12 protein-coding genes and 1 pseudogene are annotated in these 16,435 nt (G+C 36.7%); all 13 read right to left on the bottom strand.

Annotated elements, in window-relative coordinates:
- Nucleotides 1-14: 14 nt before the first annotated feature.
- A complete protein-coding gene (locus CDO33_RS00705) occupies nucleotides 15-797 on the bottom strand; it encodes a transketolase (RefSeq protein ID WP_242973844.1) in 783 nt (260 codons plus the stop codon).
- Nucleotides 778-1,992, bottom strand: a complete 1,215-nt coding sequence (locus tag CDO33_RS00700) for a class I SAM-dependent methyltransferase (RefSeq protein WP_103080370.1) — start codon at nucleotides 1,990-1,992, stop codon at nucleotides 778-780. The genes CDO33_RS00705 and CDO33_RS00700 overlap by 20 nt, the downstream gene beginning before the upstream one ends.
- Nucleotides 1,985-3,058, bottom strand: coding sequence for an NAD-dependent epimerase/dehydratase family protein (locus CDO33_RS00695; RefSeq protein WP_103080371.1), 1,074 nt, complete (start codon nucleotides 3,056-3,058; stop codon nucleotides 1,985-1,987). Before CDO33_RS00695 ends, CDO33_RS00700 begins: the two co-directional genes overlap by 8 nt.
- Complete coding sequence (gene rfbH / locus CDO33_RS00690; RefSeq protein ID WP_103080372.1) at nucleotides 3,055-4,413, bottom strand: lipopolysaccharide biosynthesis protein RfbH; 1,359 nt, start codon at nucleotides 4,411-4,413, stop codon at nucleotides 3,055-3,057. Before rfbH ends, CDO33_RS00695 begins: the two co-directional genes overlap by 4 nt.
- A gap of 20 nt (nucleotides 4,414-4,433) precedes the next feature.
- Complete coding sequence (gene rfbG, locus CDO33_RS00685; protein ID WP_242974832.1) at nucleotides 4,434-5,534, bottom strand: CDP-glucose 4,6-dehydratase; 1,101 nt, start codon at nucleotides 5,532-5,534, stop codon at nucleotides 4,434-4,436.
- Entirely contained in the window at nucleotides 5,516-6,292 is a 777-nt protein-coding gene (gene rfbF, locus CDO33_RS00680) for a glucose-1-phosphate cytidylyltransferase (RefSeq protein WP_103080374.1), read from the bottom strand. Before rfbF ends, rfbG begins: the two co-directional genes overlap by 19 nt.
- 30 nt (nucleotides 6,293-6,322) lie before the next feature.
- Nucleotides 6,323-8,464 (bottom strand): glycosyltransferase, encoded by a 2,142-nt coding sequence (locus tag CDO33_RS00675; protein ID WP_103080375.1) that lies wholly within the window; start codon nucleotides 8,462-8,464, stop codon nucleotides 6,323-6,325.
- Complete coding sequence (locus tag CDO33_RS00670) at nucleotides 8,464-11,910, bottom strand: glycosyltransferase (protein WP_242974831.1); 3,447 nt, start codon at nucleotides 11,908-11,910, stop codon at nucleotides 8,464-8,466. The genes CDO33_RS00675 and CDO33_RS00670 overlap by 1 nt, the downstream gene beginning before the upstream one ends.
- A gap of 102 nt (nucleotides 11,911-12,012) precedes the next feature.
- Nucleotides 12,013-12,885: pseudogene (locus CDO33_RS21640) on the bottom strand (glycosyltransferase); the annotation flags it as partial.
- 146 nt (nucleotides 12,886-13,031) lie between these two features.
- Nucleotides 13,032-13,886 (bottom strand): flagellin Hag, encoded by an 855-nt coding sequence (gene hag, locus CDO33_RS00665; RefSeq protein ID WP_103080377.1) that lies wholly within the window; start codon nucleotides 13,884-13,886, stop codon nucleotides 13,032-13,034.
- A 119-nt stretch (nucleotides 13,887-14,005) separates the two neighbouring features.
- On the bottom strand, nucleotides 14,006-14,299 hold the full coding sequence (csrA, locus tag CDO33_RS00660) for a carbon storage regulator CsrA (protein WP_103080378.1): 294 nt from the start codon (nucleotides 14,297-14,299) through the stop codon (nucleotides 14,006-14,008).
- The gene (gene fliW, locus CDO33_RS00655) at nucleotides 14,300-14,752 is read right to left on the bottom strand and encodes a flagellar assembly protein FliW (RefSeq protein ID WP_103080379.1); all 453 of its coding nucleotides are present in this window, start codon (nucleotides 14,750-14,752) and stop codon (nucleotides 14,300-14,302) included.
- A 19-nt stretch (nucleotides 14,753-14,771) separates the two neighbouring features.
- Entirely contained in the window at nucleotides 14,772-16,415 is a 1,644-nt protein-coding gene (gene flgL / locus CDO33_RS00650) for a flagellar hook-associated protein FlgL (protein WP_103080380.1), read from the bottom strand.
- Nucleotides 16,416-16,435 lie beyond the last annotated feature (20 nt).

Genomic DNA, 16,435 nt, shown 5'->3' with positions numbered 1-16,435 from the left:
AAGCATTTCTCATTTTAATCACCTAATTCCGCCAGTGCTTTTTGATATTCCTCAGTGTTTGGAGATTTGTAATGCCACTCTAACTTATTTTCCATAAATGATATTCCTTTTCCCTTTATTGTATTAGCGACTATTACCTTTGGCATGCTATGGTAATATTTTAACGCAACTTCAATTTCTTCTGTATCATGCCCATCTATATCGTAAGTGTCCCACCCAAAGGCTTTCCATCTTTCAATGATATTAGATTGATTTATAATTTCGTCACTTCTACCGTACCCCTGAAGTTTGTTTAAATCAATAATAACTGTAAGATTATCGAGCTTTAACATTGGAGCAATCATTACACCCTCCCATATAGAACCCTCATTACATTCACCATCACCAAGCAAAACATAAATATGCCCTGGATTATTTGAAAGTTTATTTGCTATAGCCATTCCTATTCCTATTGATAACCCATGTCCAAGAGAACCAGAAGAAGCTTCTATGCCCGGGACTGCTTTCATATCTACATGTCCCGGAAGCAAACCATAATCTACATAAAATCGCTCCAATAATTGTTTTTGGAAAAAACCTTTTTCAGCAAGTGTAGCGTATAATGCTGCACTTGCATGACCTTTGCTTAAAATGAATTTATCTCTGCTCTCATTGTCTGGATGAGCAGGATCTATGCGCATAACTTTGAAGTATAATACATATAGAATTTCAACTATAGAAAGACAACTCCCAATATGAGATGATTTTGATCTATACACCATTTGCAATATGGATTTCCTAATCTCTTTTGTAATCATTAGATTCATCCGCCTCAAATCTTAAGGATATTATCTGCTTATCATAGTGATATTTTTCTCTTAAATCCTTTACTATTTCGCTTTCATATGAAGTTGCAAAAACCACAATAGTATCAGGATTATTGTTTACTATGGTATCAGGGTTCATGACCAATGAATGAAAGCCATTAAGTCTTCTATTATCTAGGAAAGGATTACTGTCATATATAATAGGTATACAGTCGTGCAAATGAGCATTACCAAGCAAAATGAAAGTTCTGTGAGATGCTCCATACCCATGGATAATCTTATTTTCTCTGGACAAATCCAATATAAGCCTATTAATTCGAGAATAGTACTTGCTAATATTCTCAGCAAAACTTTTAAGCTTATTACGGAATTCTTTACTAATATTGCTTATTTCATCTAATTGTCTTAGTTTATAAAATACGAGTAAGGAGCCTCCATGGATATTAACTTTTGTTTCATAAACAGACTTAAATCCATATCTTGCAAATAACCTGTTAATTGACACTTGCGAAAAGTAGTTCAAATGCTCGTGAAATATATTTGAATAAAGATTATTGGTTAATATAGCCTCAACGTCAGGCACTTCTACTACAAGCAGTCCATCTTCATTTAGTATTTTGCGTAAGGAATCCGCTATATCATTTAAATCATCAATATGCTCCATTACATGTCTAACTACTACACAATCATATTTCTCTTCAGGATTTCTCCTTATATAATCTCCATTAAAATAATCATTCTTGAGATCTATACCTAAGCTATGTGCATAATCACAAAGCTTTTTTGAGGGCTCTACTCCTGCAACTTTATTGTTTCCTTTGTCTGCTATATATTTAAGCAATGCTCCATCACTTGCACCTACTTCAAATACATGCTTATTCTTAATATTCCATTCGTCAACAATTAGCCCGGCTATCTTTTCCAAATGGTTCTTATACGAATTCATAGTATTTCCACTAAAATTATAGTCGCTGTATATATTAGAACTAATAGTCTCTTTGAGCTGCACTAGCCCACAGTCTTCGCAAAATAGCAAAGTCATTGGTGACTTAATATTAAGAGGTTTAGAACCCTCATCATAATAAATACCCGCAACTGGTATGTATTCAGTCTTATACATTTCTATAATATTTTTACTCCTACATGACCTGCATTCACTAATAAGATTAAAATAATTCTCACTCATCGTATTCTCCTTTTAACTTGATATTATACCATTTCATTGTTCTATCTAACCCTGTTTTTATAGTAGTATAATGTAATTTTGAAAGAGAACTAACTTTTTCTACCGATGGACATGATATCTGAGGACTCCCTTTTAAATAGTCCGGCAGATCGTTTTTTATCTTTACACTAACTGTATCATTAGTCAAAGATGCAATAACATCAGCTAACTCTTTGATTGATATGTGCTTATCACTTCCAATATTATATACTTCCCCGTTTTCTCCATGTAACAAAACCAGTAATATTTGTACAACAGCATCCGCTAAGTAGCAGAAACCTCTTCGTGAAAGCCCATCTCCCAATATTTCTATGTCCCTAGCATTCACTGCTTTCATAATAAAATCAGCCCAAACTCTGCTATCGTTTTCTCTGAAACCTGGACCATATAGATGTACAGGTCTTATAATCCTCACAGGCATTCCATAATGTTTATAATAATTCCAGCAGATTGTTTCTGCAAATCTCTTTGATTCGACATAACATGATCTATTTGAAAGATTATCTGTCACACCTATATAGCTTTCAGGAGTAGGCACTGCTTCCATTGGAGGGTTACCATATACTTCTCCTGAGCTTACATACATAAATGCCTTAAGTTTTTTAGATTTCTTAAGACTTTCAAGCAATATTTGTGTTGCTCTCACATTTGTATTTATTGTGCCTACAGGATCTTCGAGATATATTCTTGGAGCAGCGTTCGATGCTGCGTGTACAACATAGTCATACTCACCATGATACTTTATTGCTTCGAACTCAGAACTTAAATCAACTTGCACAAAATTAATATATTTTTTGTTCGTCAGGTAACCTATATTTGCATCATCTTTTATCGATTTACTTCTATGCGTCAGCGTCATTGTAAGTGAATTATTCAGCTCATTTTCATTTAACCAACTGAGAAATGATACAAAATATGAGCCCAACATTCCCGTAGAGCCTGTTATAAACCATTTACTATTCATTAATGCTGACTTGTCGATATATTTATTTATGATTTTAAAGTCTTCTACTAAAATTGCATTCACCTATATCTCCTCACATAGTCAGTAATTTTAGAGATAATATACTCAAGCATTTGATGTGTCATACCTGGATATACGCCAATCCATAAAGATTGATTCATTATTCTGTCAGTATTAGTAAGTTTACCAACCACTCTATAACCTTCTCCTGTGTTTCTCATTTCATTAAAACAAGGATGCTTAATAAGATTACCAGCAAATAACATCCTTGTCTGAATATTATTGCTTTCTAAATAATCAACAAATTCATCTCTTGTAAATCCTGCATCCTCTTTAACCATAATCAAAAATCCGAACCAACTGGGATCAGAATTTTTTGCTGCCTTTGGCAATATAAACTTGTCACTAAAACCGTCTAAACCAGATCTCAAAATTTTCCAGTTGTGTTTTCGAGCTGCAATAAATGCTGGGAGTTTTTCTAACTGAGCACAACCAATTGCAGCCTGCATATCGGTTACTTTCAGATTATAACCAAAATGTGAATATACATATTTGTGATCATATCCATACGGTAGCTCACCAAATTGCTGACTGAATCTTTTATTGCATGTATTATCATATCCCGATTGGCACCAGCAATCTCTTCCCCAATCTCTAAGAGAATCAATTATTCTCTTTAATCTTAAATTATTAGTATAAACTGCCCCTCCCTCACCCATAGTTATGTGATGAGGAGGATAAAAACTTGAAGTGCCAATATCACCAATTGTACCTGTATATCTCCAGCAATCATTATAATAATACTTAGTTCCAAGGGCGTCACAATTATCTTCTATAAGCCATAATCCATGTCTGTCACAAAAGTTTCTCAAAGCTTCAAGATCAAAAGGATTACCAAGAGTATGAGCAAGCATGACTGCTTTTGTTTTTGATGACAATGCTTTCTCAAGTAACGAACAGTCAATATTACATTCTGGAATAGTAACATCGATAAACACTGGAACTGCTCCGTACTGTATTATAGGCGCTACTGTAGTTGGAAAACCTGCTGCAACAGTAATAACCTCATCCCCTCGTTTTATGGCTCTTGCTTCTAGTTCCGGAGATGTTAATGCCATAAAAGCAAGCAAGTTGGCAGAAGAACCTGAATTCACTAAGGAACAATAATTTACACCCAGGAATTCTGCGAATTTCCTTTCAAACATATCAGCATACTTACCTGAAGTCAGCCAAAATTCCAATGAAGCATCTATCAAGTATGATATTTCTTTTTCATCAAAAACTCTTCCTGCATAGGAGATGCGATCACCAGGGGTAAATCTACCTTTGTTTTGACCATGCATTACCTTATAATGCTCAATTGCAGCATTAATTACTTTCTCTCTAAGTGCTTTCTCTTTATCTAATGAGTTTTCCATATAAGCTATCACACTCCGTCTTAAGTATTTAAGTACTCATTAATCTGTCTAATGCAGGATTCCCTTGGATCTAATCCATCTTTATATTCTAGTGTCCAATCTACGACTTTTTTCAACGCAGTTTCAATATCCCATCTTGGGCTCCACCCAAGCATTTGCTTAGCTTTGGAACAATCCAGCCTAAGATAATTTGCTTCATGAGGTTGCTTGCTTTTGTCTATTCTGAAAGTCGCATTTTTGCCCCAAAGTCTACACAATTCACTTACGATCCAGCTTACCGGTCTGGCATCAGGAAACTCCGGTCCAAAATTCCAAGCTCCTGAGTATTCTGGTCCTTGTTCAAAAAGCTTCTGTGCCAAAATTAGATATCCAGAAAGGGGCTCTAGTACATGCTGCCATGGCCTAACAGAGTTAGGGTTTCTTACTAAGATTTCATTATTACTAAGCAATGCTTTGATACAATCTGGTATAAGCCTGTCTGTCGCCCAGTCCCCTCCACCAATAACATTTCCAGCTCTCGCTGTTGCTATAGCCACTCCATGAGTATCGTATTCATTTGGGTTAAAAAACGAACTTCTATATGATTCGGTTATAAGCTCGGAACAAGCTTTGCTATTTGAGTAAGGATCGTACCCGCCAAGCTGGTCTAATTCTCTGTATCCCCAAACCCATTCCTTATTTTCATAGCATTTATCTGTTGTAACATTAATTACGGCTTTAACTCCTGGACTCATTCTAACAGCTTCCAACAGGTTAACTGTCCCCATAACATTTATTTCATATGTACCAACCGGATTTTTATAGGACTCACGTACTATTGGTTGAGCTGCCATGTGTATGACGATTTCTGGTCTAAATGACATAAAATAGGTAATTAGAGATTCCTTATCACGAATATCTCCAATATGCGAAACAACTAGTTCATCTACTCTGCATATTTTATAAAGGCTTGGTTCTGTAGGTGGTTCTAATGAATATCCCATTACTTTGGCACCCATAGAATAAAGCCATATACTCAACCATGAGCCTTTAAACCCTGTATGTCCTGTCACTAATACTTTTTTATTGCTCCAGAAGCCTACATCTATCATAAGTTTATTGATTACCTCCATACTTTCCATGGTGCATTACCGGTTTGCCATATATGGTCCAAATAGTTTTTATCTCTCATGGTATCCATAGAATACCAAAAGCCTGTATGCTTATATGCAGCAAGTTCTCCCTCTATAGCTAATCTTTCTAGTGGGTACTTCTCAAGCACTGTGTCATCTCCATTTAAGTATTCAAAAATACCCGGTTCCATTACAAAATATCCTCCATTTACCCAGTTGCCGTCTCCTTTTGGCTTTTCTTCAAACCCTAACACTCTATCATCAGCACTAATACTAAGATGACCAAATCTTCCTTCCGGCTGTACAGATGTAAGTGTAACAAGCTTTCCGTGTGATCTATGGAATCTAAGCAATTCATTAATATCTATATCGGCTACTCCATCTCCATAAGTTAACATAAATGTCTCGTTTCCTATATATGGCTCAATTCTTTTAACTCTACCTCCAGTCATTGTGTTTATTCCCGTGTTAACAAGGGTTACTTTCCACGGTTCGGATAAATTACTGTTAACCGTCATATTTCCTCCATTTCCAAAGTCAAAAGTGACATCCGATTCATGAAGAAAGTAATGTGCAAAGTACTCCTTTATATAGTAGCCTTTATACCCTAAGCATATGATAAAATCGTTATAACCATAATGCGAGTAAATTTTCATTATATGCCATAATATTGGCTTATCACCTAACTCAATCATAGGTTTAGGTTTTAGATGTGATTCTTCACTTATGCGAGAGCCAAAACCGCCTGCTAGTATTACTACTTTCATGCTGTACCCCCCTTTATACTTTTGAGAACACTATCGATTATATTTTATAGCTTTTATAATTGAGTGAGCTTTTTCAAAATAAGGTTCATCCTTATAATGCTCTATAAATATGTTCTCCAGATTGCTAACATCCAAGTCTAGGTTGTTATCAAGAATATACTTATACCAGTAGAATATTGTTGAATCTAAAATTTTCTTTTTGTCTTCCTTCACCACTTCTGCGCTAAGACTTCCATCTTCTACAAAATAGTTTAGTATTGCTAAGTAATTTTTAATAAAAACTTCTCCATAATTATATCCAGAATTCTCATTCTTATCTTGATAAAAGATAGATTCGTTGATCAAGCAAAAGGTTGGATTCTTTTTCAAAAGCATAAACTGCCAGTATAAATGGTTTATGCTACTTCCAATGAATTTACATATATCATCAATACAATCAAATTCCTCTTTGCTAAAAAGGATAGATGAAGCAAAAGTTGAATTTATTGATGTCTCCTTTAAAAAAACATCTAGGCCTTCTAAAATCTCTACACTCTGATCATCTTTTAAAACATTAATAAAATACAAAGAACAATTACTAATTTTCATTATGATATTTAATAATTTGTATAATGTACCAGCCTTAAAATAATCATCATCACCATGCAATAGAACATATTTACCATTAGCTTTTTTAATGCAACTTATGAAATTTCTTTCTGGACCAATATTCGTATCATTTTTATAATAGTTTATATTACTATACGTTGCTTTATATTTCTCAACTACCTCTTTTGTATTGTCAGGAGAATTATTATCTGATATTACAATTTCAAAATTAGAATCATTACCAATTTGGCTGTATATTGAGTTTAAGCATTTTTCTAGTTTTTTTGCTCTGTTAAATGTAGGTATACATATTGATAATAAAGGGGATGCAGTCTCTCTAGCTTTAAGAATTTCATCTAGATGCTCCTTGTCTTTCACTCTAATCCATTTTCCAGAAACTCTATCAAACAGCTTAATTACTTTAGCAGGATTGCCTGCTGCCACACAGTATTCTGGTAAATCATCAATAACCACACTATTAGCACCAATTACACTACCCTTACCGATATGTACATTCCCAACGATAACGCTGTTAATTCCAATCCAAGAGCCTTCACCAATTACAACCTCGTTGTTAAATGAATCTATGCCCTGGTTTTTTATGGGAATCCCAATCAAGTCATATGCATGGTTATGGTCTGATATATGAACATTAGGAGCCACAAGTACATTTTTCTCTAACTCAATTCGGTTAGCAGCAGAAATATTGCATCTTCTACCTATATCGCAACCGTCACCGATAACAATCCTGGGACTACCATAAAAATTATTAAAAGGAAGCATTAACCAGCAATCTCTTTGAATTAAAACATTATTACCGATAGAGATACCCTCAGGGCAAAAAATATCATATCCTCTGTCAATCCTAGAATTTATACCAAAGCTATAAAAATTCATATCATTTTCTCCATCAGTAAAGATAGAAAACTTGCTATACTCACTAACAAATATGGAACGATACTTATCATATCCGTTTCTTACATTTACAAGGCCGCAGTCATGTATTACCCAAGGCTGTTCCTGTCTCGGAATGGAAACTTTGTATCCTCTCATATTAAACTCTATACATTGTGAAATATCATAAAAATGCCATCCGTCAAATATGTCCTCGCGCCATGGAACATCATACTGTGTAATCATAATAAGACCATCTATAGCCTGCACTATATCGTATTCGCTTTGTACATCGCCATAAGACAACAGCTGCATTTCACCTGTATGACTATCAAATACTTTTCCACACTTTCTACCAGATTCCCACCATATACCGCTTGGAGGAATTGTTTTGGAACCTATAACACCAATCATCCCAATTCTATCATCACTTTTAAAGATATTTATAATATCTCTAATGAAAAAACGATTCCTTATATACACGTCTTGATGCAAATACACCTTGTATTTCGCATCTGAGGCCTTCATAGCTTCATTGTATCCCTGAGCCATAGATTCGGCATTCTCTACGGAAATGCACTCTATTTCATAACCCTCCGGTACTTCCAACTGATTGATGTAAAAGAGAGCTTCCCGATAGAGCTCATGATCATTAACACAGCTTATAAAGCATATCTTTTTATCATTCATTATAATGCCTCCTCTATCTGGTGCTTTAATTGGGCGAATTCTGTATCTTTTTCTGAATAGTTTATTTCATTTAAAAATCCAAGTGCCGCTTCATTTTGATTTAACCGGTGCAAAACAAAGGCAATATTGTAGATAGTATCCCTGTTCTTCCTGTCCAACTTTAGGGCCTCTCTTAAAAGCATTAATGCCTTATCATAAAATCTATTTTGAAAGAATAATAACCCCATCAAATTAAACAATCTTATCTTGTCAGTTCCATGCTTTTGAATAATATTTTTTACTTTTTCACTATCTAGCTTGCCTTCCTCAACCAGTATACCAATCCTTTCCAAACACCTATCATAATCAATATTGCTGTCTAGTCTCCTAATGAGTTTTATTATAGCATCATGATCTGGCAATCCACTCCCTGGTATCCCATTAGCTACCAATTTGCATATATTCTCTTTGTTGTATACTTTCAGTTTTAAAACACTACCAGAACCTTCGTCACCTGCTTCCTCCATTACTAAAAACTGTCGGCCCATCACTGTAATAAACTTGAATGAATAACCTTCAATTTTTTCTCTCAAGCTCTTAATGAAATTTCTATCTGCGTTAACTGACTCTTCGGTAATAGCAATATACATAGTGCCGTTTTCTTTTAAATATTCTTTTATCAGCAATAAATCTTCCACTATACTTTCTTTACGTTGCGGCTGTGTATATATTATAAAGTCGAAATAATTCTTATCAAATGTCTTTATTGCTTCTAAATCACCAACTCTTATATCCGCAAAATGGTTTACATTAACAATACATTCTTTTACAGGTTCTATTCCGAACAGTTCAGATGAAGGAACAGTATTTTTTATGTCCAGCAATGTCCCGCCACCTGCGCAACCAATATGCAGAACACGGATGTTTTCTTTGCCTGTCTTACTCACTAGTTCCGTTATTCCCCTATCAATATCTATTATATAATAAGGATCAAACCCCCATTTTTCAGCAAACTTCTTCCTGTTGTTAATAAGCAACTCATTATATTTATCGGATACTTTTTTAAAAGAAGTACTTCCAAAATGGTGAATGAAGCTATCCTTGCAAAGAATCAGCCTATATCCGGCTTTTCTTATTCTAAATGAGAAATCATCATCCTCAAAATTTCCAGGTGTGAACCTTTCATCCAGTAAGCCTATCTTTTTTACCACTTCATTTTTTATCAGCATGCAGAAGCCTACAAGCCTTAGCCTTTCTTCCCATAAAGAACTGTTGCTCACATTGTTCTTAGCAGCAAAGGCGATCATTTCTTCAAGATTACTGTAATTTGCAGGTATAACCTGTAAATTTGAGCAAGAATTTGTTACCGATCCTACTGCACCTATATCATCTTTGCTGTATAAACATTTTTTCAAATTTTTTAGCCAGTTCGGGGTAACAATCGTATCGTTATTCAACAGCAATATATCATTGCCTTCCTCTGCAGCCTTAATTCCCTGATTGCATCCTTTGGGGAAGCCATAATTTTTATTATTCAAAATCAGTTTTAGATCATTTTGCTGTTTCAGCCAATCTACTGTCCCATCAGTTGAGTGATTGTCTACCACAATTATTTCATAGGTTTCTTTTTCTGTATACTTTCTGATGCTCTCTATACACAGTTTGTTGTATTCCAGATTGTTATAGGTTAGTATAATAATGCTTGTCTTTGGCAAAGCCTTACGCACAAGGCTATCTTTGCTTTTCTGAACTCCTAAACCCCGGAGTATTTCATATAAACCATTCGCAGTACTCTCATCATTAGCATTTTTAAGAGCTCTCTGATAAAACTCTATTGCCTTATCATTTTCTTGTTTAGACTGATATAGATAGCCTAGATTATATAGAAGATCAAAATTTTCATCATCCACAGCAAGACCTGCCTTAAAGATCTCTTCTGCGACCTCCATATCTCCATCCATCATGGCAATAACTCCTTGCATGGAGTATATCTCTATATCGTCTTTTACAATTTCGTTGTATTCGCTTACTAAGGCCTTGGCTTCCTGCAGCAATCCTTGTTCTATCATGGACTGAATACTGATTTTTACCTCTCTTTTATATTTATTCAGCATGCTGCCAGGATCCTTTTCATTATCCTGCCCAGCCATTTCCGTTTCATAGAGGATTTCATCAAATCCTTTTTCATTTTTGATTTGATCCAATATTGCAGCTATTTCATCTTTAAGGTTACTGTCCTTTGATACTTCATACGCTTTTGAATAATATACAAATGCCTTACTTTTATCTTCTTTAAGCATATAAACATAAGCTAAATTATAAAGAATATCGAAATTAGCTCCATCTATATTCATTCCTTTATTCAGCAAGCTTTCCGCATCATCCAGCCTTCCCTCCATCATGGCAATAACCGCCTCGATTGAGTATATATCTACATCCTCACCCACAAGTTTTTTATACTCATTTATTAATGTCAAAGAAAGGGCAATCTCCCCGGATTCCACCTGCTTTTTGATGTTCTCTTTAAATATTCTTTTATATTCATTCAGATTTTTCTCTTCAGATCCTTCTTCTTTCTTAATATCATCAAGCAACAGCTCTATGCCCTTTTTCATAGCTGGATATACTTTTAGAGCCTTTCGCAAATATTGAACATACTTCAAAGGGCTCTTTTCCTTATTCTGTTCAGCAAGAATCATGTAAATGAGAAAAGCATCTTCTTCGGTTTTCACCAGATGAACTGCTTCATTCTCAATTATTTCCCTCTTGTATAGATTATTAATAAATTCAGTTCCATCCTTTATATACTTACTGAATACATCACTGTATTGTTTCTCATCCAATCCACCAATCAGTAAAGCGCATCTTTCCAGAGCCCTTTTTATACTAAGCTCTTCAAGGGATTCGGCATGAGACATCACATTAGCAATATAGTCATAAATGACAGCTGCAGCATCTTTATGAAGAACGGAAATATATTCAATGCAGCCGATCAAATACTTCTCCATTAATCTGTCAAAAAATGGATGTATGGATATATTTCTCTTCATAAGGTAATATAGTATATCGCCATATGCAGCAGGCAAAGCAGCAAAATCCCAACCTTTTATGCTATCAACCAGGCTTGAAGCCAGATCATCCTTATCTTCATGCAGCCTAATCTTATTCAATAAAGCATAGTTCCCATCACCTGCTGCAAAAGCTTCGGTCAGCTTATGCTGTATTTCAGAACTAAACTCTTTATATTTTATGTTTTCAAGGCTGATAATGAAGTCATTCTCCAATTCAGGAAACTTACCCTTAACCACATTATCAAAATAATCCTTTAAGCCTGTAATCCTGTTATCTTTTATATAGGACTTTATGATTCCAGGAAATGCAGAGACAAGAAAACTCTTATCATTGATCTTTTCTGCATATGATAGTGCTTCAGAATAGTTTTCCAATGCTTCATACAGCAGAACCATGTCCCTGTATATTTCTTCATATGCTTGCAATGTATAGTGAGTCAGCGTTGCATCGTTTTTACCGGTAAATTTTTCGGGACATTCCAACATGGAAAGATATGCACTAAAGCTTTTAACCGCCTCATCATACTTTCCAAGATTCATTTGAGCTTTTCCCAGGTGATAATATATATCGATATAGCCGTCCTTTACTTTTATGGCCTCATGACATAGCTTCTCCGTTTCTTTGTATTTCCCATTCAAATTGTAAACGTACACCATATGATGCAACACATAATAATAATCGTTCAAATCTTTCCCCTTTTGCTTAAGCAGGTTATAGGCAATATCTATGGCTTCCATCGCATCTTTGAAATCTCTATGCATACCATAGGACTGGGACATTTGAAACCAGTAGTAAATATTCTCAGGGTCCCTGTCCAGCTCTTTTTTCAGCATTTCCACATTCCTTTTAAATTTATACTCCATAAGCTTGTTATCCGTAGTTATATAACCATAATGAAGAAGCATCAAATTAATCCTGCACACAGGCAAGCTTACTACCGGCTGTTCATGTATAGCTCCTTCATACTTAAATTGGGCAGTCTTCTTAAACAGCCGTGGCAAGCACGCATCATAATATGCATCATATTTGTCATTTGAAAAACTTCGGACAGTAATAACAGCTGCATTATAGTTTTTATAAATGCCTTTTTTAAAGAAATCTATTAACGGATCAGCATTTTCAATGACTTCATCTCCATCTATAATAAAAACCCATTCTCCTTTGGTATAGCTGATGGAAATATTCCTCATCTCGGCAAAATTCCCGGTCCACTCATGAAAATACACCTTATCGGTATATCTTTTCGCAATATCAACAGTATCATCTTCAGAACCTGTATCCACTATTATAAGCTCTGAATCTATTTTTTCTCTGACAGGTTGTAAACTCTTCAAGCATTCATCAAGATGTTTTGATTGATTTTTAACCATCATAGCTATGCTCAATTTCATAAAGTATGACCCTTTCTTCATCAGTGTTTTATTAGCTTTATACAACACTCCTTCCGAAGCACTCTATAAAGCTAATATGTAATAAAAAAGGAGAGCTGATTCACTCTCCTTTTTACAGTTATGAATTATCTCAGCAACTGAAGCACATTCTGTGGCACCTGATTTGCCTGAGCAAGCATTGCAGTAGCTGCCTGATTGAGTATGCTCTGTTTCGTATACTCCATCATTTCCTTAGCCATGTCTACATCACGGATACGGGATTCTGCAGCCTGCAGGTTCTCAGCAGCATTGTCCAGGTTCTTGATAGTATGTTCAAGCCTGTTCTGCATAGCACCGAGAGCTGAACGCTGAGTTGAAACCTTTTCTATAGCATCATCAATAGCCTTCAGCTGAGTATTGAATGCAGTACTGTCTGTAGCAAAAGAAGCAACGGCAATTGAACCTGCACCTACTCCCAAGCTTGCAACTGACATTGATGAAATAGTAAGTGATACCTGTTGTCCAGAGTTAGCACCGATCTGGAAAGTAAAGCCTGTTGTCACACTTCCATTCAACAAAGCTTTTCCGTTAAACTGAGTACGGTCTGAAATTCCACTATCTCCGCTAATTCCACCAAGCTCTTTCTGGAGAGCGTCTATTTCGTCCTGGATTTTCTTCAAATCATTTGTATCGTTTGTACCAGTGTTACCAGCCTGTACAACCAGTTCTCTCATTCTCTGCAGTATTTCATGGGTTTCATTCAATGCGCCTTCTGCAGTCTGTATGAGGGAGATGCCATCCTGAGCATTTCTTGAAGCCTGGTTCAAACCTCTGATCTGGCTTCTCATTTTTTCGGATATTGCCAAACCAGCAGCATCGTCACCGGCTCTGTTTATCCTGTAACCAGAAGAGAGCTTTTCCAGTGACTTAGTCTGTGCATTGCTGTTTATTGACAGCTGGCGATGAGCGTTCATAGCCAAAAGATTGTGATTGATAATCATATTAATTCATCCTCCTTGATTTTTCCCAAAGCTCCATCCATGGGGCTTTAGTTTATTATTTGGTATATAAACCATACACAAAGCTCTATTTACTGCCCGGCCGGCACAGAAAATATGCTTTATTCTGGTTTCTTATTATATATATCGAACACCCGGAAAAATACTTTATACCTTTTTTCATCTTTTTCTTTACAACTTTTCGACAATATGCCTTTCAGCCTTTCCGGATTAACATCCGCCGCTATCCTGTTTTCCTCCTGTATCTCGACAAACACTTCCTTCCTGTGGATAGCGACGTTTTTTGGAGCGTTTATTCCAAGGCGCACCTGGTCTCCCTGGATGTCCACGATGGTTATTTCTATATCTTCACCCACCATGATTGATTGGCCCTTTTTTCTTGTCAGCACCAGCATCTATACCTGTCCTCCAATCAGCTTCATCTCTTCCATTATGTAGTGCCTGACCCTGTAGTCGTTGTTTTCGGTTACCACCTGTTTGCCCGTCCTGTTTTCTGTGTTTATAAGCACAGGAGCCTTGAGATTCGCTGTCATTTTTGAGACATCTTCAGGTATCACTACAATGCTATAAACGATAACCTTGTCGGTATCCTTGATATCTAGTATTTCCACATCAGCATCATTTACATCCACCACATAATCAGGCTTAAAATATCTAGGGTCAATCAAAACGAGGGCCAGCTCAGGATTGTCCACGCCTTGCAGCCACCTGAAAGGGGAACTTTTATCTCCATCATCCAGAAGCACAAACTTCTTTGTGCCTTCAAATCCCGGAATCCCTTCAGGAAAGTCTATTATATCCTCATCTTTCACTGTAATCTTTCCAAAGTGCCTGGTATTTATATCCATATATATTCTCTCCATTCAGCTATTTTAGAAAATCCACCAGAGATGTCATTATAACCCTGGCGCCTCCCGCCAGGGAAGCATTATATACATTATATTCGTTCATGAGATTCATGATGGCCTCGGCAATATCCACATCCTCATTGTTGCTCATAAGCTCCGTAAAGTTCATCTCGTCGCTTCCGAGACGGTTTAAGGTCAGTTCCGCCCGGTTTGTCCTCGCACCTATGTCAGCCTGTATGCTCAATATTTTATTATGCAAAAGCTGCATATCGCCGATCGCATTCTGTAATCCTTCTTCACCTGTAAAGGAGGTGACCTTCTTGTCCGTATTGGTGTAAATATTGAGCTTCCTCAGGGCATCCACCCCGGCCGCACCTTCCGTCAGGGTTATCTGTTTACCACTGTCTTCACATATTACAATTCTGCCGTTGTCATTTTTTACAGTTACGCTATAGCCATCAGCACCGATAGCATTATTTATCTGGGTTTGAATATCCAAGGCCAGATCATCCAGAGTCTGATTAGCAGCGGCATCCCCGTCATAGGTTTTAGCGGATAGTTTTATATGGTCATAGGTGATTCCATCTATGGTTATGCTGAACTCCTCATTGCCGGTAAAAGTCAGGGGATTGAGGCTATCAGCCTTAAGGGGCTGCCCGTAAATATAGCTTCTGTCATCCGTATACGCCAGGGAATCTATAAAGTTATTCAACTTCAATATGAGTTCACCCATATCACCTTTTACTCCGGAGCCAAAAACCTCAGACCCCAGAGCATTTACATTAAGCAGATCTCCAATGCCTACCTGATAATTTATATCCTCGCTTTTGGAGATTACTATTCCTGTAATGACATCTGTCTTAATGTTTACTGCGCTCAGCAGATCGTTGGTTCCTTTCCGCAAATATATCTGCCGGTAATTCCCATTGGAATCAACAGTGTTTGGCAGTGAAAACTCCAATCTGCCGCCATTGTTTTTTACCCTTATTCCTCCAAGGTTATCCGGGTCTTTAGTAGTTATGGCGTTCTGTATATCCGCTGCCAGTTCATCCAAGGAGGTGTAAGCTTTAGGCGCAAGGGTAATTGTAGTATACCCTCCACCGGTAAGGCTTATGTCAAAAGTATTATTGGTTCCGTCAATGGTAACCGGCATATTAACCAACGCCCCGGTAATAACGGCGGTTTCCCGTGAGGAAACTGACACAGCATAAGTTCCGTCATCATTAAGGAGCTTTGAATCAGTGCTGTAACCGGAGAAAATGTATCTCCCTGCATACGAAGAATTAGCCAGATGGATGATTTGATCCTTTAATTGCATAATCTCCTGCCTTATGCTGTTTCTTTCATCAAAGCCCTGCGTACCTGTATTTGCTGCCTCCACTGCCTTATCATAAACCGTTTGCAGTATATTTCCCATCTTGCCGAGGGCATCTTCAGTCATATCCATCCATGAATTTGCGTCCTTTGCATTGCTTTGGAACTGGGTCACCTGGGACACATCGGTTCTGAACCTGAGCGCTCTTGCCGCAACTATAGGGTCATCCGAAGGTACGGTTATCTTTTTACCCGTGGCCAGCTGTGTTTGGTATTTGCTGACCCTTTCCAAGTTGCTCTTCATATAGAACATCATATTGTTAATCAACATATTGTTCGTGGTTCGCATAAATCATACTCCTTTCATTC

Origin of the sequence: Clostridium thermosuccinogenes (assembly GCF_002896855.1) — a bacterium.
In the GTDB taxonomy this organism is placed as follows: domain Bacteria; phylum Bacillota; class Clostridia; order Acetivibrionales; family DSM-5807; genus Pseudoclostridium; species Pseudoclostridium thermosuccinogenes.
This window is presented reverse-complemented; position numbering and strand designations above follow the sequence as displayed.